The organism is Blautia sp. An46, assembly GCF_002161645.1.
Lineage (GTDB): Bacteria > Bacillota > Clostridia > Lachnospirales > Lachnospiraceae > Blautia > Blautia ornithocaccae.
This window is the reverse complement of record NZ_NFIF01000021.1, coordinates 29,863-52,616: the sequence shown is the minus strand read 5'-3', so window position 1 is coordinate 52,616 and position 22,754 is coordinate 29,863. Positions and strand designations below refer to the sequence as shown.

Sequence of the window (22,754 nt, the reverse complement as noted above, 5' to 3'; positions counted from 1 at the left end):
CTGAAAATTTATATTATATTAAAGAATGAAATGCCAAAAACAAGGGCAAAAATAGAACAAATTCTATATGTGACATGGGAAAAAGGAGCAGTAAAATGGAAAACAGAAATCGTGACAATACCACGAAATCGGCAAAAAAGAAAAAGAAGCGGATAAACCGCACTTTCCGTACTGTGGGAAAATTTCTGGTACTTATACAGATGCTTTTGACCCTGATTTTTATCGCATTTACCTGGAGACTGGGTATGATTCCTGTAAAATATGTAGCAGGTCTGGGGGCAATCCTCCTAGTATTTGCAGCAGTTTTATTTACATTCCAGTCTATCTCCAGGGGGAAGGCGATTATCAGCAAATTGGTCAGCCTGCTGATGTCAGCTGTGCTGATATTCGGATCTGTATATTTGTACCGGACGCATAATGCAATATGGGATATCAGTGGGGATACCCTGGGAACTCAGATAAACAGTATGCTAGTAGCAGTGAGAAGCGATGATCCGGCAGAAAAGGTGTCTGATACTTCTGACTATATATATGGCGTTCAACATGCAGAAGACGGAAGTGATGTGGACAAAGCTATGGAAATGGTCAATGAAGAAGCCGGAACAGAAGTTATGACAGCAGAGTACGAAACTTTGAATGAACAAGCGGGAGCCCTTTTAGATGGAAGCGTTCAGGCTATTGTTTATAACGAGGGTTACGGCAGTATCCTGGATGAGGTTTATGAAAACTTCCAGGGGCAGATAAAGATCATTGCTCAGTACAGCATTGAAACAGAGACCGATACGGCAATCCAGGGCGAGGCAGCTGAGGTAAATGTAAAGAACGAAACATTTAGTGTTTATATCAGCGGAATTGATGTATATGGACCGGTAAGTACCAAGAGCAGAAGCGACGTAAATATCATTGCTACTGTAAATCCGAGTACAAAACAGATCCTGCTTACCAATACGCCAAGAGATTATTATGTGACCATCCCTGGAGTAAGTGGAGACAGTAAAGATAAGCTGACTCATGCAGGTATTTATGGTGTGGACAAGTCTATGGACACTCTGGAGAACCTTTATGGTATTGAAATTCCTTTCTATGCAAGGGTGAACTTTACTTCTCTGATCACTCTGGTAGACGCCATGGGGGGCATTGATGTAAATTCTGAGTATGCCTTTACTACTAATGGTGACGGCGGCGTTGTGCTCAATGTTCAGGAAGGTATCAACCATTTTGACGGTCAACAGGCTCTGGCTTTCTCAAGAGAACGTTATAGTCTTGAAGGAGGAGATAACCAGAGAGGAAAGAACCAGATGGCGGTTATCCAGGCTATGATCCAGAAGATGCTGACACCGGAGATGCTGCTGAAGGCTCCGGATCTGATCTCTCAGGTCAGTGACAGTGTAGAGACCAATATGGCTATGGATCAGATTCAGGAACTGATTCAGAGTCAGTTAAACAGCGGCGGCAGCTGGAACATCAAGTCAGTAGCAGCAGAGGGAACTGGAGACAGCCAGTACTGTTATTCTATGCCAGGGACTGCTCTGTATGTTATGCAGCCAGATCAGGCAAGTGTGGACAGCATAAAGAGCGAGATGCAGGCTGTGACAAATGGAGAAATCCTTACACAGTAATTTGCATATAGCAGAATATAATGAAGCAAAGAGGGTATTCCTCAGTCATTTAGGACTTTGGAATCCCCTCTTTTTTTAATCCTGCAAAGCAGGATTCCTAAAAAACACTCAAGTACGGAGATATGAGCGCATATTTTTCAGCGCATGTTTTTCCAGGCGGCTGACCTGAGCCTGGGAAATGCCGATTTCCTGGGCTACTTCCATCTGGGTTTTTCCCTGGTAAAAACGCATCTCTATAATATTTCTTTCCCTTTCATCCAGACGTTTCAGGGCTTCTTTCAGAGAAATATCTTCTACCCAGTTTTCCTCTTTATTTTTTTTGTCACTGATCTGATCCATGACATACAGTGTGTCTCCGCCTTCTGTATATACTGGTTCATATAGGCTTACCGGGCTTTGGATAGCATCCAGAGCATAGACAATCTCTTCTTTCTCAATTCCAATCTCACTGGCGATTTCATTGATGGTAGGCTCTTTCAGATTTTGTTTTATATAGTTTTCTTTTGCATAAATAGCTTTGTAGGCTGTATCTCTTAAAGAACGGCTGACCCGGATAGAATTGTTGTCCCGGAGATAACGGCGGATTTCTCCAATGATCATGGGGACGGCATAAGTAGAAAATTTTACATTCAGAGTGGTATCAAAGTTGTCGATGGCTTTTATCAGGCCGATGCAGCCGATCTGGAATAAATCATCGGGATTTTCACTGCTGCTGGAAAAACGTTTGATAACGCTTAAGACCAGACGGAGATTTCCTTTGATATACTGTTCTCTCGCTTCCATGTCACCTTGTTTTATCCGTTCAAACAACACCTCTTTTTCATCATTTGTGAGAATGGGAAGTCGTGAAGTGTTCACTCCGCAGATTTCAACCTTATTAAGTGCCATAGCAAGAATCCTCCTGTCGCATAATAGAAATGCTGCTAATGCAGATGTTCTCTTAAAATGATTCTCACCAGGCAGAAACAATATACGGCTAAGGAGAAAATTTAATAAAGTTTTGACCCTTGACAGTAACAAAACCTTTACTTTTGCGGACAGATAAATACTTATATTAGAAAAAATGAGAAATTTTGAAAAAAACTGTTGACATTTCTGCGAAACATATTATATAATAGCAAAGCAGTCGGCGATAAGGCCGAATGAGAACGGGATCTTAGCTCAGCTGGGAGAGCATCTGCCTTACAAGCAGAGGGTCATAGGTTCGAGCCCTATAGGTCCCATTCTTTTGCAAAAAAGCAGAAGAGAAATGTGGCGAGATAGCTCAGTTGGCTAGAGCATACGGTTCATACCCGTAGTGTCGAGGGTTCGAATCCCCCTCTCGCTACTTGCCGAAAGGCATTAAAAATGAAATGGGATCTTAGCTCAGCTGGGAGAGCATCTGCCTTACAAGCAGAGGGTCATAGGTTCGAGCCCTATAGGTCCCATTCTTTTGCGAAAAAAGCAGAAGAGGAATATGGCGAGATAGCTCAGTTGGCTAGAGCATACGGTTCATACCCGTAGTGTCGAGGGTTCGAATCCCCCTCTCGCTATGAATAAAAACAGGCTGTCCTTTTGGACGGCCTGTTTTCTTTTACATAAAATCTGATATTTGCTGAAGAGATGGACAGAAGGAAGTATGCAGAACTCAGAGCTTCCTGGTCTTGGCGATGCAAGCCCGCACTGCATCCATTACTGCAGAACGCATACCTTCTTTTTCCAGTACGTTTACTCCTTCTATGGTGGTGCCTCCGGGAGAGCAGACCATATCTTTCAGAGCTCCGGGATGAAGGCCGGTTTCCAGGACCATTTTTGCACTTCCTAAAACAGACTGGGCTGCAAATTCATAAGCCTGTTTTCTGGGCATTCCCTCGGCTACTGCACCGTCTGCCAGGGCTTCTATGAACATAAAGACAAATGCAGGAGAACTTCCGCTGACAGCTCCTACGATATCCAGGATAGGCTCTGTGACTACTGCAGCTTTTCCGAAAGAGCCTAAAAGGCTGAGGACTTTGGAAATTTCTTCCTGAGATACCAGATCATCGGGACAAACGCCGGTGATCCCTTCACCTACCAGAGCGGGAGTGTTGGGCATGGTGCGGATAATCTTGCGGTTCTGACCAAAATGTTCTTTCAGCCATGCCAGAGTCTTTCCGGCAGCAATGGATACAAGGACCTGCTCTTTTTTCAGACTATCTCGGATCTGATCAGCTACTTCTTCACAGAACTGAGGTTTTACAGCCAGAAAAAGATAATCTGCCTGGGAGGCTACAGCCAGGTTGTCTATAGTACAGGTAATGCCCAAAGTGTCCTGTACCTTTAGGGCAGAAGATTCTGTTTTTACAGAGGCAATGATTTCTTCTCTGGTTACGATTCCCTTTTTTAATGCGCCGTTAATGACTGCAGAAGCCATATTTCCGCAGCCGATAAATCCAAATTTCATTTATGAGACCTCCTGTTGTTTTTTCTCCATTATGAAGGCCGGGGGAGAATTTTGCAAGAGTGAATTACGCAGGTGTCCCTTGTAACCCCAGTCCAGATGTGCTATCCTAAAAGACAGCAGTCTGGCTGATGACCGGACTATTTTCGTGAGATAAAGGAGAAGAAAATTATGAACATAAGCAAAGAAGTATTTACCGTTTATCACTGTAAATCCTGCAACAAGATCGAGGTGACCCAGTATATTTCCAGAGAGCAGATGGAAGAGCTGGGATTTACTGAAGAAGAGCTGCGGCCTATCTGCCCGGTTACTGGAAGTTCAGACCTGGAAGAACTTGGCCAGATGACAGAGAATGAACTGCGCCATTTTTCCTACAGCGACGTTGAAGGAATCAAGAAATATATGGAGGACAGAAAAAATCCGGCTCCTCGTCTGTAGGAACGGTGTCAATTCCCGGAAAAGTACATATTTTATAATATACCCCGCGCAAGAAAAAGCCTGCTGCGGGGCTTTTCTTTCATATTGTTTCTGAAAGAATGAGAAGATGTATTTTAGGAAGGGAGAAAAGCATGAAAAAGATTACCGCTTTCCTTTGTACTGGGATTCTGGCCCTGGGGCTTTTGCTTACAGGCTGCGGGGAAGATAAGACAGCAGAAGAAACCGGAGAAGAAACTGCCCAAAGAGAAGAACTGCAAAGAGTTACACTGAACGAAGTTGCCCATTCTATTTTTTACGCGCCTCAGTACGTGGCTATAGAAGAGGGCTATTTTGTGGAAGAAGGCATTAAGCTGGAATTAGTTACCGGTTTTGGGGCTGATAAGGTAATGGCTTCTGTGCTTTCGGGAGAATCAGATATTGGCTTTATGGGGTCAGAATCTTCTATTTACGCCTATCAGCAGGGAGCCAACGATCCGGTGATAAACTTTGCCCAGCTTACCCAGAGAGCCGGAAACTTTGTGGTGGCAAGAGAAGAAATGCCGGATTTCCAGTGGACAGATCTGATTGGCAGGGATGTTCTCGGAGGAAGAAAAAGCGGAATGCCGGAAATGGTTTTTGAGTATATCCTGAAACAGAAGGGAATCGATCCGGATAAAGATCTGAATATTGACCGCAGCATTGATTTTGGCTCTACAGCGGCGGCTTTTGCAGGAGGACAGGGAGAATTCAGTATTGAATTTGAGCCTTCCGCCACTGCCCTGGAACAGGAAGGGGCAGGATATGTTGTGGCATCCTGCGGTGTAGAATCCGGATATGTGCCATATACGGCATACAGTGCTAAAAAAAGCTATATAGAAAAGAATCCGGAAATCATACAGGGATTTGTCAATGCTCTTCAGCGGGGGATGGATTATGTGAATACCCATACTCCTGAGGAGATAGCCAGGATCATCCAGCCTCAGTTTGAGGAAAATGACCTGGAAACCATTACTACGATTGTGGAGAGATATCAGGAGCAGGATACCTGGAAAGAAAATCTTATCTTCCAGGAAGAAAGCTTTGAACTGCTCCAGGATATTCTGGACAGTGCAGGGGAGCTGGAAGAGAGAGTTCCCTATGAGGAACTGGTAGATGTATCCTATGCTGAAAAAGCTGTGGAAAAGTAGCAGAAGATAAAGATAAGCAGCCGGAAAGGGATGGCTTCAAAGAGAAAGCTTTCAGACAGTTTCCGGCTGCTTTAAAATACGGTCAGGAAAGGTCTCCTCTGTTTTGGACGGATAAATCTTTCCTGGAAAGGGTGCTGTTGTGGTAGGCGCTTGAGAATGTTACATCCTCTCCAAACCATTCCGGGGGAATAAAGGCGTTGGCTTTTTCTTCTGTAGGAAATTCCACTTCTGCCAGCCAAAGTCCTTCATAAGGTTCGTCAAAGACATCCAGTTCAATGGTGAGGCCGTCAGTAAGGGGAAGAAGGTATCTTGTTTTGGAAAGGATGATCCCGTCTGCCTTTTTGAGGAGATGCTCATAGGCTTCTTTGTTCAGAGGAAGGTTGTATTCCTCCCGGACCATCAGACCTCCGCCTTTATAGGTGAGAAAATAATCTGTATCCTGACGGCGGATACGGACTACGGGATTTGTGCAGAGATAGGCCTGCTGAATTTTTTTATGAGGATAACTTTCCAGATCATCCGGAAGCCTGTGTATCAGATATTTTCTTTCAATTTCCATGGGTATGCCTCCTGTTTCTTTTTCTTAAGTTATATCACAGACAGAGGGAAAAGCAAAGGGCCGGATTTCTTAATAAAAATTTTAAATCAGGCAGCGGCAAAGTATGTTACAATATTCCATAGGCAGCCGGATTCAGGAGGAAAGAAAAGTCCTCCATGAAACAGGCAAAAAGGAAAGAGAGGAAAAAATAATGGCAAATGTGTATGTGTTTACAGCAGATGGATTTGAAGAAATAGAAGGGCTGACTGTGGTAGATCTGATGAGAAGAGCAGGAGCCCAGGTACAGATGGTTTCCATCAGCGACGGGCTGGCTGTAAAAGGCAGCCATGGGATTGAGATCAAAGCCGATACTTTTTTTGAAGATGTGGATTTTGGACAGGCAGATCTTCTGGTGCTCCCGGGAGGCATGCCGGGAACCCTTCATCTGGGAGAGCATCAGGGACTTACAAAGCTTCTTACTGAGACTGCGGCCCAGGGAAAGAGAGTGGCGGCTATCTGTGCAGCCCCCAGCGTACTGGGAGGGCTGGGACTGCTGAAGGGAAAAAGGGCAGTGTGCTATCCAGGCTTTGAGGACAAGCTTACAGGGGCTCAGGTAGGAACGGAAGAGGTGGTCACAGACGGCAATATTACCACCAGCAGAGGCCTCGGAACAGCAATCCCCTTTGCCCTGGAGCTGATTTCCCTCCTTTTCGGGCAGGAAAAGGCAGAAGAAATAGGGGCATCTGTAATATACAGCGGCAGATGACATAGAATTTCTGCAAAAAAATACTGGCGTTTTCCTTTTCCTTGTGATATACTGTGTTAATGACTGTAAGTATGAGAAAAAACGCTGTTCTAAAAAGCGTATTTACAGAACAGAAGGTATATAGAAATTCAAGGAGGAATCATTAACAATGAGTGTACAGGTAGAAAACTTAGAAAAGAACATGGCAAAGCTGACTGTAGAAGTCAGCCCGGAGGATTTTGAAAAAGCAGTACAGTCTGCTTATATGAAGAACAAAAACAGAATTACAATCCCCGGATTCCGTAAAGGAAAAGCTCCCCGTATCATGATTGAAAAAATGTACGGCGCCGGTATTTTCTATGAAGATGCTGCAAATGCACTGATCCAGGAAGAGTATCCAAAGGCTGCGGAGGAAAGCAAGCTGGATATCGTGTCTCAGCCTGAGATCGACATTGTTCAGATTGAAAAGGGCAAATCCTTTATCTTTACTGCAGAAGTTGCTGTAAAACCAGAGGTAACCCTGGGAGAGTATAAAGGAGTAGAGGTAGAAGTTTCTCCTGTAGAAGTAACTGAGGAAGAAGTTGCCGGTGAATTAAGAAAAGAGCAGGAAAACAACTCCAGAACCATCGATGTAGATGACAGAGCTGTAGAACAGGGCGATATGATCACTCTGGACTTTGAAGGATTTGTAGATGGAGAGGCTTTTGAAGGGGGAAAAGGAACAGACTATCCTCTGACTATCGGTTCTAATTCCTTTATCCCAGGATTTGAGGATCAGCTGGTAGGCGCCCAGATCGGCGAGGAGAAAGAAGTAAATGTTACTTTCCCTGAGAACTACCATGCAAATGATCTGGCTGGAAAACCTGCCGTATTTAAATGCACAGTAAAATCCATTAAGGTAAAAGAGCTGCCTGAACTGGATGATGAATTTGCAAAAGATGTTTCTGAGTTTGATACTCTGGAAGAGTACAAGGCAGACATCGAGAAAAACCTGAAAGAGCGCAAGGAAGAAGTTGCCAAGAGAGAAAGAGAAGATAAGGCAGTTGATGCTGTTATTGCGAATGCTCAGATGGATATCCCTGAACCAATGATCCAGAATCAGATCAATCAGCTGATGCAGGACTTCATCAGAAGAATGCAGGCACAGGGACTGTCTATTGACCAGTACTATCAGTTTACAGGTCTTGACAACGCAAAAGTTCAGGAGCAGATGAGACCTCAGGCACTGAAGAGAATCCAGAGCCGTCTGGTACTGGAGAAGATCGCAGAGGTTGAGAATATCCAGATTTCTGATGAGAAATTTGATGAAGAAGTAAAGAGAATGGCTGACATGTACAAGATGGAAGCCGATAAATTAAAAGAAATGATGGGTGACTATGAGAAAGAGCAGATCAAGATGGATATGGCTGTTCAGGAAGCAGTTACCCTGGTTGCAGACGCTGCAAAGACAGTAGAAAAAAAGGAAGAGGAAAAAGCTGAGTAATTTTACTGCCTTTGACAGACAAATAGGAGGAATTTCATGAGCTTAGTACCATATGTCATTGAACAGACCAGCCGTGGAGAGAGAAGCTACGACATTTATTCCAGGTTATTAAAAGACAGGATTATCTTTCTGGGTGAGGAAGTGACAGATGTGTCCGCAAACCTGATCGTGGCACAGCTTCTTTTCCTGGAATCTGAGGATCCGGGAAAGGATATTCATTTATATATCAACAGCCCGGGAGGTTCTGTCACTGCAGGTATGGCTATTTATGATACCATGCAGTATATAAAGTGTGACGTGTCTACCATCTGTATGGGACTGGCAGCCAGCATGGGGGCCTTCCTTCTGGCAGGAGGCACCAAAGGAAAACGTATGGCTCTTCCCAATGCGGAAATTATGATACACCAGCCTTCCGGCGGCGCAAAAGGTCAGGCGACTGAGATAGAGATTGTGGCAGAGCAGATTCTGAAGACTAAGCACAGACTGAATTCTATTCTGGCACAGAATACAGGCCAGACCCTGGAGACAATTGCAAGAGATACGGAAAGAGACAACTATATGACTGCTGAAGAGGCAAAGGCATATGGTTTGATCGATACTGTTATCCAGCATAGATAGTGACTGAAGATAAGACTCCTGCAAGTACATGCGGGGGTCTTTCAGCTTTCAGGACAAAAAAGGGCATAGTAGAAGAAAGGAAAGAATAATGGCAATGAAGGGAAATGATACAAAAATCAGGTGTTCCTTTTGCGGTAAGACAGATGACCAGGTAAAGAAATTGATCGCAGGGCCTAACGGCACTTATATCTGTGATGAATGTGTGGGAATCTGCGCGGAAATTATTGATGAAGAACTGGGGGCAGACTTTGAAAATGAAATGTCTGATGAGATCAATCTGCTCAAGCCTCAGGAAATTAAAAACTTTTTAGACGAATATGTTATCGGACAGGAAGAGGCAAAAAAGGTGCTTTCTGTAGCAGTATACAATCACTATAAGAGAGTTCTGGCAGGCAGTTCATCAGATGTGGAACTGCAGAAAAGCAACATCCTTATGCTTGGTCCTACCGGTTCTGGAAAGACCCTTTTGGCCCAGACACTGGCAAGGCTTTTAAATGTGCCCTTTGCCATTGCAGATGCCACTACCCTGACAGAAGCCGGATATGTGGGAGAAGATGTAGAAAATATTCTTCTGAAGCTGATCCAGGCAGCAGACTATGATATTGACCGTGCCCAGTACGGAATTATCTATATAGATGAGATTGATAAGATCACAAGAAAATCGGAAAATGCTTCTATTACCAGAGATGTTTCCGGAGAAGGCGTGCAGCAGGCTCTTCTGAAGATCGTGGAGGGGACTGTGGCAAATGTTCCTCCACAGGGAGGCAGAAAGCATCCCCAGCAGGAGTTTATCCAGATTGATACTACGAATATTCTTTTTATCTGTGGAGGAGCCTTTGAGGGACTGGATAAGATCATTGAGACAAGAAAAGATACAAAATCTATTGGTTTTAATACAGTGATCACATCTCCCCAGGAGAAAAATGTAGGTGAACTTCTGAAAGAGGTTATGCCTCAGGATCTGGTACGCTTTGGACTGATTCCTGAGTTTGTAGGACGTGTGCCGGTAGTGGTTTCTCTCAATGCCCTGGACCGCCAGGCTTTGGTGCAGATCCTTACAGAGCCTAAGAACTCCCTGGTACGTCAGTACCAGGCTCTTTTCGACCTGGACGGCATAGAGCTGCATTTTGAAGAAGGCGCTTTGGAAGCTATTGCGGACAAATCCATGGAGAGAAAGACGGGAGCCAGAGGTCTGAGAGCTATTATGGAAAGTGTTCTTATGGATATTATGTACACATCTCCTTCTGACGAGAGCATCAGTTCCTGTACGATAACTAAAGAGACAGTGGATGGAAAAGAACCTCCGGTTTTGGAGCACAGGGAACTTCCGGCTGCTTCCAGAAGAAGCAAAAACAGCGGACGGAAGAAGAAAGAGACCCCGGAAATTGCATAATTACAAGACACAAAAGCAAAAGGAGGAGCGGCTATGAGTGACATGATACAGTATTTGCCGGCTATCGCTCTGAGAGGCACGACCATTCTTCCGGATATGATCGTACATTTTGATGTGAGCAGAAGGAAGTCTGTAAAAGCTCTTGAGAAAGCTATGGTGGAAGACCAGAGAGTTTTTCTGATTACCCAGAAAGTTCCTCAGACAGAAGATCCAGGCCAGGAGGATTTATATAAAATCGGGACTATAGCAGTAATCAAGCAGCTTGTAAAAACGAAAAACGGAATCATTCAGGTCCTTGTAGAGGGGAAAGAAAGGGGAGAACTTCTTCACCTCGATGGAGAAGGCCATTATCTGGAGGCAGAGGTGGCAGCTTTTGATCCGTCTCTGAACAGTGCTCTGGATGAAAATGTGAAAGAGGCTATGCTCAGAGGCATAAAAGAAATTTTTATTCGTTACTGTAATGAAAATCCCAAACTGAGCAAAGATCTGGCTGGCCAGATCCTGGAGATCCAGGATGTGGAGAAAGTCATTGATCAGATAGCGGTAAATCTCCCCATGAAATACGAAGATAAACAGAAAATCCTGGAAGCCGTATCCCTGGAGGACCGCTATGAGATCCTGGGAATGATCCTGACCAATGAAGTGCAGATCATGGAAATCCGCATGGAGCTTAATAAGAAAGTAAAAGAGCGGGTGGATAAAAATCAGAGAGACTATATTCTCAGAGAACAGATGAAAGTAATACAGGAAGAACTGGGAGATGGAGATGCCCTGTCTGAGGCAGATCAGTTCCGGGAACAGACTGAAAAGCTGAAGGCTTCAAAGGAAGTAAAGGAACGGATCTACAAGGAAATTGACCGGTTCAAAAAATCCGCTGCAGTCCAGGCTGAGGCGGGAGTTATGCGGAGCTATATCGAGACGCTGCTGTCCCTGCCCTGGGATAAGGCTTCCAGAGACAGCAAGAATCTGAAAGAAGCTAACCGCATACTGGAAGAAGATCACTATGGTCTGGAAAAAGTAAAAGAAAGAATCATGGAATTTCTGGCTGTCCGGGCCCTGACCAAGAAGGGGGAAAGTCCTATCTTATGTCTGGTAGGGCCCCCTGGAACAGGAAAAACCTCTATTGCCAGATCTGTGGCAAGAGCCCTTCGGAAAGAGTATGTAAGGATTTCTCTTGGGGGCGTACGGGATGAGGCAGAAATCCGGGGACACAGAAGAACATATATTGGAGCCATGCCGGGAAGGATCGCAAACGGTCTGATCCAGGCAGGAGTGAAGAATCCACTTATGCTCCTGGATGAGATTGACAAGGTAAGCAGTGACTACAAAGGAGACACTTCATCGGCTCTTCTGGAAGTGCTGGATTCGGAACAGAATGTGAAATTCCGGGATAACTATGTAGAAATTCCCCTGGATCTGTCTGAGGTATTGTTTATTGCTACGGCAAATGACCTTCAGACTATACCAAGACCTTTGCTGGACAGAATGGAGATCATTGAGATCAGCAGCTATACGGAGAACGAAAAATGGCATATTGCCTGGGAGCATTTGATTCCAAAACAGATAAAGGCTCACGGCCTGAAGGAAAATCAGCTGAGAATTGAAGAAGATGCTCTGGGAAAAATCATCACCGGCTATACGAAAGAAGCGGGAGTGAGAAATCTGGAGCGGAAGATTGGGGATATATGCAGGAAAACCGCCAGAAGGATCATGGAGGACAAGGAAGAAGAGGTCACTGTTACGGCAGATAATCTGGAAGATTTTCTGGGAAGAGCCAAATATACTCCTCAGAAAAAGAATCAGACAGATGAGGTGGGCATTGTCCGCGGGCTGGCATGGACCAGCGTAGGGGGCGATACTCTTCAGATAGAAGTAAATCTTATGCCGGGAAAAGGAGATTTTCTTCTTACCGGACAGCTGGGAGATGTAATGAAAGAGTCGGCCCAGGCAGGTATCAGCTATATCCGCTCTGTGTCAGATAAATATGGCATTGACCCGGAATTTTTCCAGAAAAATGATTTACATATCCATATTCCAGAAGGAGCAGTTCCAAAGGATGGACCTTCTGCAGGAATCACTATGGCTACAGCGATGCTGTCTGCCATTACAGGAACACCTGTAAAAGCGGATCTGGCTATGACAGGAGAGATTACTTTAAGAGGAAGAGTACTTCCTATCGGCGGTCTGAAAGAGAAACTTCTGGCAGCGAAAAGCGCAGGGATAGGAACCGTGCTGATACCTTCCGAGAACCAGGCAGATGTTGGGGAAATGGATAAAGAGATTACCCAGGGGCTGGAGATCATTCCTGTAAATACTATGGAAGATGTGCTGAAATATGCACTTGTTGTAAAGCAGAACTCATAAAACGGAGGAAAATACATGATCATTAAACATGTGGCGCTGGATACAGTCTGCGGGATTACCAGTATCCTGCCGGATAATCAGGTGCCGGAAATTGCATTTGCCGGGAAATCAAACGTGGGAAAATCATCTTTGATAAATGCGCTGATGAACAGAAAATCTCTGGCCCGTACCAGTTCTTCACCTGGAAAGACCCAGACGATCAATTTCTATAATATTAATCATGAAATGTATCTGGTGGATCTTCCAGGATATGGGTACGCAAAAGTTTCTCAGTCGGTAAAGGAGCAGTGGGGGAAACTTATCGAGAAATATCTTCACCACTCAAAACAGCTGAAAGCCGTGTTTCTCCTGGTAGATATCCGCCACAGACCCTCTGAGAATGATAAGATGATGTATGACTGGATTGTTTATAATGGATATGATCCTATTATAATTGCTACAAAGGCAGATAAACTGAAAAGAAGTCAGATTCAGAAATATCTTAAAGAGGTAAGGGAAGGACTGAAGCTTCCTTCCGAAACAAAGGTAATCCCCTTTTCTGCTATGTCTAAGCAGGGAAGAGAGGAGATCTGGGAGCTGATTGAAGATTTTTTGCATCATGACGGGGGACAGGAAGAATGATCCGTGGATGGAGCTTCCTGCGTATAGAAAAGAAGGATAAAATATGCTAAAAGGAATAATTTTTGATATGGACGGCGTTCTGATCAACAGTGAACCCTTTCATTATAGAGTCTGGAAGGAAACTCTCAGACAAAGAGGTGTGAATCTGGAATACCAGGTTTACAAGGCGTGTATCGGTTCTACCGTGGGATTTTTGATGGGGCTTCTACATGAACATTATGGGATTGATGCCCAGGATTCCTCTCTGGTTAGAGAGATGCAGGAGATGAAGAAGAAACTGATAAAGAAGGAAGGCTATCCCCCTCTTATTCCTTATGTTAAAGAACTTTTGCAGAATCTTTCAAGGGCCGGTTATCAGTTGGCAGTTGCCTCTTCTTCACCTCTGGCGTACATTGAGGAGGTAACGGAGCATTGGGAGATTGGGCAGTATTTTACCCATCTGATCAGCGGAGAATCTGTAAAAAACCCTAAGCCTGCACCAGATGTATTTCTGAAAGCAGCGGAAAAACTGGGAGTCTTTCCGGAAGAATGCATTGTAGTGGAAGACTCAGAAAACGGCTGTAAGGCGGCAAAAAATGCAGGGATGACCTGTATTGCCTATTATAATCCGGATTCCGGAAAACAGGATCTGGGAAGCGCCTACATGATCATTGAAGGATACGAAGAGATTGACAGCGCCTTTATGGAAAAGGCTTATTGCCACAGCCACCATCTTCCGGCTCTGGTCTGTGAGACTAACCGGCTTGTAATACGAGAGATGAAGAAGACAGATATCCCGAGGCTTATGGAAATCTGCAGTCAGGAAACGTCAAGAGACGCCTGTGAAGGAGTGGCAAAGCCTCTTTCAGAGGAGCTGGAAGGATTTGACGCTTATCGTTCCTATATGTATGAGCTCTGCGATATGGGATACTGGTCGGTGCTGAAAAAAGATACTGGAGAAATTATCGGAAGAGCAGGAGTAGAGCCAAAGTTCTGGAACCGAAAAAAAACCGTGGTGGAACTTGGCTATATTATAGATGAAAAATACCGCCGTCAGGGCTACGCTTATGAAGCCTGCCAGGGAATCATCCAAGAGGCGGCCAAAAGAGGTGCGGTCTACCTCCACTGCCGGATAAAAAGCAGTAATAAGGCTTCGGTGAACCTGGCAGAAAAGCTGGGATTTCAGAAAATCAATTATCACCTGGAAGAAGACGGAGAGGACATGGAAGTTTGGCGGTATACCTGCTAAAAGCAAAGAGGAAACTTTATTTAGGAAAGGTTTTTCAGATTAAAACAGATGACTATGGAAATCATAAAAGCCAGAAAACTGAAATATGATTATTTAAAATATGACGATAACGGACAGGCTTCAGAGAGCCATACGGCAGTTGAAGATATAGACCTGGATATCCGGCCCGGACAGTTTATTTCCATATTGGGGCATAACGGCTCAGGAAAGTCTACCCTGGCAAAACATATGAATGCTCTGCTGATTCCCACAGAAGGGACCATCTGGGTAGACGGCATGGATACAGCCATGGAGCCGGAGTTATGGAAAATCCGGCAAAAATCCGGCATGGTTTTCCAGAATCCGGACAACCAGATCATCGGAACGGTAGTAGAAGAGGATGTGGGATTTGGACCGGAAAATCTGGGAATTCCCACAGAAGGCATCTGGAGCAGAGTGAACAGGAGTCTGGAAGCGGTAGGAATGACGCCATTCCGCCACCGCTCCCCTAATAAGCTGTCCGGAGGTCAGAAACAGAGGGTAGCCATTGCAGGAGTTATGGCTATGCAGCCCAAATGTATTATTATGGACGAACCTACCGCCATGCTGGACCCAAACGGCAGAAAAGAGGTGCTGGAGGCGGTCCATGAGTTAAACAGAAAAGAAGGAATCACCGTAATCCTCATTACCCATTATATGGAAGAGGTTATTGATTCCGACAGAGTGTTTGTTATGGATCAGGGCCATATCGTGATGCAGGGAACACCCAGGGAGATTTTTTCCAGAGTAGAGGAACTGAAAGCTTACCGTCTGGATGTGCCCCAGGTGACTCTTCTGGCATATGAACTGAAAAAAGCGGGAATCCCTCTTCCAGACGGAATACTGACGATAAAGGAATTGGTGGATGCGTTATGTCATTAAAATTAGAACACGTTACCTATACTTATAACCCAGGGACTGCCTATGAGACCCATGCTTTAAAAGATGTATCCCTGGAAATCCCTCAGGGACAGTTTGTGGGGGTTATCGGCCATACAGGCAGCGGCAAATCTACATTGATACAGCATTTTAACGGACTGATGCGTCCAACCTCCGGTACAGTATTTTATGACGAAGAAGATATCTGGCAGGAGGGTTATTCTCTTCGGCGGCTGAGGAGCCATGTGGGACTGGTATTCCAGTATCCGGAGCACCAGCTTTTTGAGGCAGATGTACTTTCGGACGTATGTTTTGGACCAAAGAACCAGGGCCTTTCTCAGGAAGAAGCTCTGGAGAGAGCAAGAACTGCCCTGATGCAGGTCGGGCTGAAGGAAAAGTATTATGCTTCTTCACCCTTTGAATTATCCGGAGGTCAGAAACGACGGGTAGCCATTGCCGGGGTTCTGGCTATGGAGCCGGACGTGCTGATTTTAGACGAACCTACTGCGGGGCTGGACCCCAAGGGAAGAGATGAGATTCTGGACCAGATTGCTTATCTCCACCAGGAAAGAAAAATTTCCGTGGTTCTGGTCTCACACAGCATGGAGGATATTGCCAGGTACGTGGAACGTATTATTGTAATGAACCAGGGAGAGAAACTTTTTGACGGAGTGCCCAAGGAGGTCTTTTCTCATTATAAAGAGCTGGAGGCTATAGGACTGGCTGCACCCCAGATCACTTATATCATGCATGCCCTGAAAGAAAAAGGCCTTGAGGCAGATATTTCGGCTATTACTGTAGAAGAAGCCAGAAACAGCATTCTGAAAGCACTGGGGAGAGGAGAAAAATGATTAGAGATATTACTATAGGACAATATTATCCCGCAGACTCTTCACTGCATCGCCTGGATCCCAGAGTGAAATTTATCGGAACCTTTTTATTTCTGATTTCTCTTTTTGTGGCAGACTCCTTCTGGGGGTATCTGCTGGCCACCTGTTTTCTGGGAGGCATTATCTTTCTTTCCAAGGTACCGATAAAATTTATGATAAAGGGCCTAAAGCCTTTGTTTATCATTCTTCTCATTACGGTACTGTTTAACCTGTTTCTTATTCCAGGCCAGGAGCTCTGGAGTCTGGGATTCCTTACAATTACTGTAGAAGGCGTTCAGCAGGCAGTAAAAATCGGAATCCGGCTGATCTACCTGGTCATTGGCTCTTCCGTAATGACGCTGACTACTACGCCTAACCAGCTTACAGATGGTCTGGAAAGAATACTGCGGCCTCTGAATAAGATTAAAGTTCCGGTACATGAGATTTCTATGATGATGTCTATTGCTCTTCGGTTTATTCCCATTTTGATGGAAGAGACGGATAAGATCATGAAAGCCCAGATTGCCAGAGGCGCGGATTTTGAAAGCGGGAATCTAATACAAAAGGCAAAGAATATGATTCCTCTGCTGGTGCCGCTGTTTATTTCTGCATTCCGCAGGGCAGATGACCTTGCTATGGCTATGGAGGCCAGATGCTATCATGGCGGAGACCAGAGAACCCAGATGAAACCCTTGATTTATGAGAGAAAAGATTATGTGGCCTATGCCATTGTAATTATCTATCTGGCAGCGGATATCCTGATCCGTGTTTTTCTGTGATGCAACAGAGGATATTCTTAGTTGAAAAGGAGCAGTTGCTGAATGAAAAGAATTAAGCTGACTGTGGCTTATGACGGAACCAATTACTGCGGCTGGCAGGTACAGCCTAATGGGATTACAGTCCAGGAAGTTTTGGAAAGATGCCTGGAAGACCTTACAGGAAAGAAAACAGAGATTATCGGAGCCAGCAGGACAGACGCAGGAGTTCATGCTCTGGGAAATGTAGCGGTATTTGATACAGATATGCGAATGCCGGGAGAAAAGTTTTCCTTTGCCTTGAACCAGAGGCTGCCGGAGGATATCCGGATAGAGAAAGCAGAGGAAGTTCCCGGGGATTTTCATCCCAGATACCGGGAAAGTGAAAAGACTTATGTATACAGGATTTTAAACCGTCAGTTTCCCATTCCCACCCAAAGGCTTTATACCCATTTTACCTATGTTCCGCTGGACATAGAAAAAATGGCGGAAGCAGGACATTATCTTGTAGGAGAACATGACTTTAAAAGCTTCTGCGGAGCCGGTGCTCAGGTGAAGACCACCGTCCGCAGGGTCCAGGAGGTTTCTGTGGTCCGGGAAGATGATCTGATCACCATTAAAATACGGGGAAAAGGCTTTCTCTATAATATGGTCCGGATCATAGCCGGAACTCTTATGGAGATAGGCGGAGGGATGTATTCTCCGGAACATATGAAGGAGATACTGGAAGCCAGGGACAGACAGGCAGCAGGCCCTACTGCTCCTGCCAGAGGACTGACCCTGATGGGAATCCGGTATCTGGAAGAAAGAAGGGAATCACAGGATATGGAGGGAGTCAGCGGGATTTAAAGCCTTCGCCGACTACTTCGTTGGATTCCACGATAATGATAAAGGCCTTTGGGTCGATTTTTTTGATAGAGCTGCGGATACTGTACATCTGCTTATTATTGCAGGCGCACATGACCACAGCTTTTTCTTCTTTTGAGTAGCTGCCTTCACCTTTCAGAAAAGTGCAGCCTCTTCCCGTTACCTGGTCGATCATGTCTGCCACTTCCTGGGCCTGATCTGTGACGATGAGAGTCATTTTTCCGGCGTCAATGCCATACATGACTTTGTCTACCACCACGGATAGAAGGAAGGTGATGATCATGCCATAGATGAGACTGTCAATGTCTCTGGAGACCATCACAGTTCCCAGAAGGACGATCAGACCATCCATTATAAAGGTAATCTTGCCAAGAGAGAAATGGGGCTTTAAAGCTTTAATGGATAACATGATAAAGTCGGCGCCGCCGGTAGAAGTTTCTCTCATATAGATCAGAGCATATCCAAGGCCTGACAGCACTCCTGCACAGATTGCCGCCAGCATCCGGTCTCCGGTATATACAGGAAAAAGCGGAGCCAGATAGTCCATGATCACAGATGTGATGATAATGGTCCGCACAGAGCGGAGAAAATATTGTCGGCCAAGGATGGGAAAACAGATCAGAGCAATAGGGATATTCAGAAGCAGGGCGGTACGTCCGATAGGGAGTCCCCAAAGGTGGTAAAAGATCAGGGCGATTCCGTTCAGACCGGCCATGGGAAACTGAGCCAGAGCAGCAAAGTTATAGGTTCCCAGTGCAATGAGAATGCCTCCCAGAATATCCATAAGAATATCAATGCTCCATTTTTTGGCATAAAAAGATTTATTGTTCATAAAATTTTTCATAATCGGCCTCCTTCTACAGTCATGAAAAAGAAAGAGCATATGCGAACTCCTCTATAATTCGCAAATGCTCTTTTCCTAAAAACAGTATACACGGAATTCACAGAAAAGGTCAAGGGGAAAATCAAAAAGGAGGATTTGACATTCCCCGGCACCTGGGGTATGATAGGAAAAGAAAAAAGAAAGGAATGAGATATATGGGATTTAGAGAAGTTCCGATTGAGTCCATAGAATTTAATCCTTTTGCTAAAATCGGAAAACAGTGGATGCTGGTCACAGCAGGAGACCAGGAGAAATTCAATACTATGACTGCCAGCTGGGGCGGTGCAGGCGTCATGTGGGGAAAGAATGCAGTGACGGTATACATCAGACCTCAGAGATATACAAAGGAGTTTATAGATGCCAAGGATACATTTACCCTTTCTTTCTATAAAGAAGAATACAGAAAGGCTCTCAGCTTTCTGGGAAGCGTTTCAGGCAGAGACAGAGATAAGGTGAAAGAAGCCGGCCTGACTCCTGTGCCTGCAGGAGACTCCATGGCCTTTGAAGAGGCAGATCTGATACTGGTATGCAGAAAGATGTATCATGCTCCTATGCCTCCGGAAAATTTTGATGACAAGAGCAATGATGAAAAATGGTATCCTCAGAAGGATTATCATGTAATGTATATTGCAGAGATCACAAAGGTTCTTGTCAAAGAATAGAAACACAAGGAGATTTTTATGAGCCAGCAGAAAGTAGACAAATATAAGAAAGAGAAAAACAACAGAGATAAACTGCAGAAAAGAGAGAAAAGGATCTTCCATCTGGAAATGTTTGGGGTGGCAGTAGTCTGTATCGCAATGGTGGCTTGGATCGGATATTCCGCTTATGACCTGATAACAAGAGAAGACCCTGATGCAGAGCAGCAGGTAGTCACTACGGAGATGGATGTAACGGCTCTTTCTGATTATCTGAGCAGCCTTTCTCAGACAGAGACAGAGTAAGAAAGAACTTTTTATGGCCTTCAGCCATAGCGAATAGAAAAAAGAAGGAGACACTGCATTGCAGAAGTCTCCTTTTTTCTTGATGAAAATTATAATTTATTTACATTTGCAGCCTGCATGCCACGGGCGCCTTCTGTCAGGTCATAGGTTACGGACTGGCCTTCCTCCAGGGATTTAAAACCTTCACCGTTGATTGCGGAAAAGTGAACGAATACGTCCTGTCCGTCTTCGCCGGTAATAAATCCATATCCTTTTTCAGCGTTGAACCACTTTACAGTTCCCTTGTTCATAATGTTACCTCCATAAAATAAAAAGAATAAACATGAATATATCCGGATAAAAAATTAAATGGTCTTTAGAGATAATATTGTGTATAAAAATGATAATACAATCTCTAAAAACCATTTAATATTTATATCCAATATACCTTTTGACACCTCTAGTATATTCGGTATAATATCAAAAGTCAAGGGAAAAGTGGAATTGACGAAAGAAAATGTGTATGTTACTATAAAAACAATGAAATTTTTTAATAAAGCCTGTATCTAAGGAGAAAGGACGTGCTTCAAAATGAAGATATTGATCAAAAACGGCCAAATGTTAAATCCCTCGGATAAGACTGACGAAACCGGTGACCTTTATATTGAGGACGGCGTGATCAAGGAAAAAGGAGTTTCCCTGGAACTTTCCTGTCAGCCGGATAAAGTAATTGACGCCCAGGGCTGCTATGTGATGCCTGGTCTTATTGACCTGCATGTACATCTGCGGGACCCGGGGCTGACCCATAAAGAAGATATAGCAAGCGGTTCAAGAGCAGCAGCCAGAGGAGGATTTACTACAATCCTGGCTATGCCCAATACAAAACCGGTTATCGACAGCCCGGACCGGGTGCTGTATGTGGTGAATAAAGCAGAAGAAATGGCTCCCATCCATGTGCTGCAGATTGGTGCAGTGACCAGACAGCAGAAGGGAGAAGAACTGGCTGATATAGAGGGAATGATCCAGGCGGGAATTCCAGCTATCAGTGAAGACGGAAAATCCGTGATGAATGTAAAGCTCTATAAAGAAGCTATGGAGATTGCCGCAGAACACAATATCCCAGTTTTTGCCCACTGTGAAGATCAGAACCTGGTAAATGGAGGCTGTGTAAATGAAGACCGGCATTCCAGAGAGCAGGGACTTCCGGGAATCAGTAACGCAGTGGAGGATGTGATTGCAGCCAGAGATATTGTGCTTGCTAAAGAGACAGGAGCCAGACTTCATCTGTGCCATTGTTCTACAGAGGATAGTGTGGAGATGATCCGACTTGCGAAAGAAGAAGGACTTCCTGTGACCGGAGAGGTCTGCCCTCATCATTTTACTTTGACATCTGATGATATGGTGCCGGGGGATACAAATTTTAAAATGAATCCGCCTTTACGAACACCGAAAGACCGCCAGGCTCTTCTGGAAGGACTGAAAAATGACATTATTGATGTCATCAGCACAGATCATGCTCCCCACAGCAGGGAAGAGAAACAGCAGTCCATGGAGAAGGCGCCTTTTGGCATCGTAGGCCTGGAAACTTCTGTGGCCCTTACGATCACCCAGCTGGTGGACAAGGGAGTTCTGACTCCTATGCAGATGGCAGAGAAGATGAGCTATAATCCCGCAAGGATCATAGGCTCTGACAGGGGTACCCTGGATATAGGAAAACCGGCAGATGTAACGGTCATCGATCCAAATCAGGAATATGTGATAGATTCTATGACATTTCTCTCAAAGGGAAAGAATACACCGTTTAACGGCTGGAAGGTAAAGGGAATGGTAAAGGCTACTATCTGTGATGGAAAGATAGCATACCAGAGCGAATAAACAGATGCCGGGATCAGGTATACCTGACCCCTACATGATACATCAGGGCAGACAGAAACAGACATCTATGTCGGGTCTGCCTTTTTGCTGAAAAAAAGAATACCTGGAGGAAGAAGAAAAATGATCAATAAACTCACAGCAAAAATTCAGAAAACAAATGCACCTATCGTCGTGGGCCTGGACCCGATGCTGAATTATATCCCAAAGCATATTCAGGAGAAGGCTTTTAAAGAGTATGGGGAGACTTTAGAAGGAGCGGCAGAAGCTATCTGGCAGTTTAATAAGGAAATCGTGGATAAAACTTATGACCTGATCCCTGCTGTAAAACCTCAGATTGCTATGTATGAACAGTTTGGCATTCCCGGACTTATGGCCTATAAAAAGACCGTAGATTACTGTAAGAGCAAAGACCTGGTTGTGATCGGAGATATTAAAAGAGGAGATATCGGCTCCACATCTGCTGCCTATGCAGTAGGACATCTGGGAAAAGTACAGGTAGGGGACAATAAGATCGCTGCTTTTGATGAAGATTTTGCCACTGTGAATCCATACCTGGGTTCTGATGGGGTTAAGCCTTTTATCGATGTGTGCAAAGAAGAAAAGAAGGGAATCTTTGTGCTGGTAAAGACCTCAAACCCTTCCAGCGGTGAGTTCCAGGACCGGATCATTGACGGCAGACCTCTCTATGAACTGGTGGGAGAAAAGGTTGCTCAGTGGGGAGAAGAATGCATGGGAGATTCCTATAGCTATGTAGGCGCTGTGGTAGGCGCTACCTATCCGGAAATGGGCAAGATCCTGAGAAAGATCATGCCTAAAGCTTACATCCTGGTTCCAGGATATGGCGCTCAGGGAGGTCAGGGAAAGGATCTGGTACATTTCTTTAATGAAGACGGACTGGGAGCTATCGTAAACTCCTCCAGAGGCATCATCGCTGCCTACAAACAGGAAAAATACGCAAAATTCGGAGAAGAGAACTTTGGAGATGCTTCCAGAGCGGCAGTAGAAGATATGATTGCGGATATTGACGGAGCCCTGAAGGCTGCAAAATAAGGA

Annotated in this window: 23 protein-coding genes and 4 tRNA genes; 22 read left to right on the top strand and 5 right to left on the bottom strand. The window is 44.8% G+C overall.

The features are described 5' to 3' along the window. Positions 1 to 95: 95 nt before the first annotated feature. Positions 96 to 1,619 carry an LCP family protein gene (locus B5G00_RS15310; RefSeq protein ID WP_087274286.1) on the top strand — a complete coding sequence of 508 codons (1,524 nt, stop codon included), beginning with the start codon at positions 96 to 98 and terminating at the stop codon, positions 1,617 to 1,619. Between the two features lie 108 nt (positions 1,620 to 1,727). On the opposite strand, the gene sigG is transcribed toward B5G00_RS15310, so the two are convergent. After that, positions 1,728 to 2,507: an RNA polymerase sporulation sigma factor SigG gene (gene sigG / locus B5G00_RS15305; RefSeq protein WP_087274284.1), complete on the bottom strand. Its 780-nt coding sequence runs from the start codon at positions 2,505 to 2,507 to the stop codon at positions 1,728 to 1,730. Positions 2,508 to 2,769: 262 nt separating this feature from the next. Between sigG and B5G00_RS15300 the strand changes: the two genes are divergently transcribed. The 4 genes from B5G00_RS15300 to B5G00_RS15285 all read left to right on the top strand — a co-directional run bounded on the left by B5G00_RS15300 (position 2,770) and on the right by B5G00_RS15285 (position 3,151). Continuing rightward, a tRNA-Val gene (locus B5G00_RS15300) sits at positions 2,770 to 2,842 on the top strand. A gap of 30 nt (positions 2,843 to 2,872) precedes the next feature. Beyond that, positions 2,873 to 2,946: transfer RNA gene (locus tag B5G00_RS15295), tRNA-Met, on the top strand. 27 nt (positions 2,947 to 2,973) lie between these two features. Then, positions 2,974 to 3,046 (top strand) — tRNA-Val (locus B5G00_RS15290). Positions 3,047 to 3,077: 31 nt separating this feature from the next. Further along, a tRNA-Met gene (locus tag B5G00_RS15285) sits at positions 3,078 to 3,151 on the top strand. Between the two features lie 95 nt (positions 3,152 to 3,246). On the opposite strand, the gene proC is transcribed toward B5G00_RS15285, so the two are convergent. Continuing rightward, complete coding sequence (gene proC / locus B5G00_RS15280; protein ID WP_087274282.1) at positions 3,247 to 4,041, bottom strand: pyrroline-5-carboxylate reductase; 795 nt, start codon at positions 4,039 to 4,041, stop codon at positions 3,247 to 3,249. Positions 4,042 to 4,209: 168 nt separating this feature from the next. On the opposite strand from proC, the gene B5G00_RS15275 reads away from it, so the two are divergent. Beyond that, on the top strand, positions 4,210 to 4,476 hold the full coding sequence (locus B5G00_RS15275) for a toxin PIN (RefSeq protein WP_242971383.1): 267 nt from the start codon (positions 4,210 to 4,212) through the stop codon (positions 4,474 to 4,476). 131 nt (positions 4,477 to 4,607) lie between these two features. Then, the gene (locus B5G00_RS15270) at positions 4,608 to 5,642 is read left to right on the top strand and encodes an ABC transporter substrate-binding protein (RefSeq protein ID WP_087274280.1); all 1,035 of its coding nucleotides are present in this window, start codon (positions 4,608 to 4,610) and stop codon (positions 5,640 to 5,642) included. 82 nt (positions 5,643 to 5,724) lie between these two features. On the opposite strand, the gene B5G00_RS15265 is transcribed toward B5G00_RS15270, so the two are convergent. Beyond that, the gene (locus tag B5G00_RS15265) at positions 5,725 to 6,201 is read right to left on the bottom strand and encodes a CYTH domain-containing protein (RefSeq protein ID WP_087274278.1); all 477 of its coding nucleotides are present in this window, start codon (positions 6,199 to 6,201) and stop codon (positions 5,725 to 5,727) included. A gap of 190 nt (positions 6,202 to 6,391) precedes the next feature. Here B5G00_RS15265 and B5G00_RS15260 point away from each other — a divergent pair, with 190 nt between their 5' ends. The 11 genes from B5G00_RS15260 (at position 6,392) to truA (ending at position 18,002) form a co-directional block, all read left to right on the top strand. Further along, the gene (locus B5G00_RS15260) at positions 6,392 to 6,946 is read left to right on the top strand and encodes a DJ-1 family glyoxalase III (RefSeq protein ID WP_087274338.1); all 555 of its coding nucleotides are present in this window, start codon (positions 6,392 to 6,394) and stop codon (positions 6,944 to 6,946) included. Between the two features lie 148 nt (positions 6,947 to 7,094). Further along, positions 7,095 to 8,408, top strand: a complete 1,314-nt coding sequence (gene tig / locus B5G00_RS15255; protein WP_087274276.1) for a trigger factor — start codon at positions 7,095 to 7,097, stop codon at positions 8,406 to 8,408. Positions 8,409 to 8,444: 36 nt separating this feature from the next. Next, positions 8,445 to 9,026: an ATP-dependent Clp endopeptidase proteolytic subunit ClpP gene (gene clpP / locus B5G00_RS15250; RefSeq protein ID WP_087274274.1), complete on the top strand. Its 582-nt coding sequence runs from the start codon at positions 8,445 to 8,447 to the stop codon at positions 9,024 to 9,026. Between the two features lie 88 nt (positions 9,027 to 9,114). Beyond that, the gene (clpX, locus tag B5G00_RS15245) at positions 9,115 to 10,419 is read left to right on the top strand and encodes an ATP-dependent Clp protease ATP-binding subunit ClpX (RefSeq protein ID WP_087274272.1); all 1,305 of its coding nucleotides are present in this window, start codon (positions 9,115 to 9,117) and stop codon (positions 10,417 to 10,419) included. A 33-nt stretch (positions 10,420 to 10,452) separates the two neighbouring features. Beyond that, entirely contained in the window at positions 10,453 to 12,783 is a 2,331-nt protein-coding gene (lon, locus tag B5G00_RS15240) for an endopeptidase La (protein WP_087274271.1), read from the top strand. Positions 12,784 to 12,798: 15 nt separating this feature from the next. Continuing rightward, a complete protein-coding gene (gene yihA, locus B5G00_RS15235; protein WP_087274269.1) occupies positions 12,799 to 13,404 on the top strand; it encodes a ribosome biogenesis GTP-binding protein YihA/YsxC in 606 nt (201 codons plus the stop codon). A 43-nt stretch (positions 13,405 to 13,447) separates the two neighbouring features. Next, positions 13,448 to 14,632, top strand: coding sequence for a GNAT family N-acetyltransferase (locus tag B5G00_RS15230; protein WP_087274267.1), 1,185 nt, complete (start codon positions 13,448 to 13,450; stop codon positions 14,630 to 14,632). 54 nt (positions 14,633 to 14,686) lie between these two features. Continuing rightward, positions 14,687 to 15,532, top strand: coding sequence for an energy-coupling factor transporter ATPase (locus B5G00_RS15225; protein ID WP_087274336.1), 846 nt, complete (start codon positions 14,687 to 14,689; stop codon positions 15,530 to 15,532). Next, positions 15,523 to 16,380, top strand: coding sequence for an energy-coupling factor transporter ATPase (locus B5G00_RS15220; protein ID WP_087274266.1), 858 nt, complete (start codon positions 15,523 to 15,525; stop codon positions 16,378 to 16,380). The genes B5G00_RS15225 and B5G00_RS15220 overlap by 10 nt, the downstream gene beginning before the upstream one ends. Beyond that, positions 16,377 to 17,177, top strand: a complete 801-nt coding sequence (locus tag B5G00_RS15215) for an energy-coupling factor transporter transmembrane component T family protein (RefSeq protein ID WP_087274264.1) — start codon at positions 16,377 to 16,379, stop codon at positions 17,175 to 17,177. The genes B5G00_RS15220 and B5G00_RS15215 overlap by 4 nt, the downstream gene beginning before the upstream one ends. A 42-nt stretch (positions 17,178 to 17,219) precedes the next feature. Next, positions 17,220 to 18,002 (top strand): tRNA pseudouridine(38-40) synthase TruA, encoded by a 783-nt coding sequence (gene truA, locus B5G00_RS15210; protein WP_087274262.1) that lies wholly within the window; start codon positions 17,220 to 17,222, stop codon positions 18,000 to 18,002. Here the strand turns inward: truA and B5G00_RS15205 are convergent. Next, positions 17,989 to 18,864 (bottom strand): YitT family protein, encoded by an 876-nt coding sequence (locus tag B5G00_RS15205; RefSeq protein WP_242971382.1) that lies wholly within the window; start codon positions 18,862 to 18,864, stop codon positions 17,989 to 17,991. The two genes, truA and B5G00_RS15205, sit on opposite strands and share 14 nt — an antisense overlap. Before the next feature lie 194 nt (positions 18,865 to 19,058). On the opposite strand from B5G00_RS15205, the gene B5G00_RS15200 reads away from it, so the two are divergent. After that, positions 19,059 to 19,565, top strand: coding sequence for a flavin reductase (locus tag B5G00_RS15200; RefSeq protein WP_087274260.1), 507 nt, complete (start codon positions 19,059 to 19,061; stop codon positions 19,563 to 19,565). An 18-nt stretch (positions 19,566 to 19,583) separates the two neighbouring features. Beyond that, entirely contained in the window at positions 19,584 to 19,847 is a 264-nt protein-coding gene (locus B5G00_RS15195) for a hypothetical protein (protein WP_087274259.1), read from the top strand. Positions 19,848 to 19,936: 89 nt separating this feature from the next. Here B5G00_RS15195 and B5G00_RS15190 read toward each other — a convergent pair whose 3' ends face one another. Further along, entirely contained in the window at positions 19,937 to 20,137 is a 201-nt protein-coding gene (locus tag B5G00_RS15190; protein WP_087274257.1) for a cold-shock protein, read from the bottom strand. A gap of 280 nt (positions 20,138 to 20,417) precedes the next feature. On the opposite strand from B5G00_RS15190, the gene B5G00_RS15185 reads away from it, so the two are divergent. Together B5G00_RS15185 and pyrF are read left to right on the top strand one after the other, a co-directional pair. Beyond that, positions 20,418 to 21,701, top strand: coding sequence for a dihydroorotase (locus B5G00_RS15185; protein ID WP_087274255.1), 1,284 nt, complete (start codon positions 20,418 to 20,420; stop codon positions 21,699 to 21,701). A 120-nt stretch (positions 21,702 to 21,821) separates the two neighbouring features. Further along, a complete protein-coding gene (gene pyrF / locus B5G00_RS15180; protein WP_087274253.1) occupies positions 21,822 to 22,751 on the top strand; it encodes an orotidine-5'-phosphate decarboxylase in 930 nt (309 codons plus the stop codon). Positions 22,752 to 22,754 lie beyond the last annotated feature (3 nt).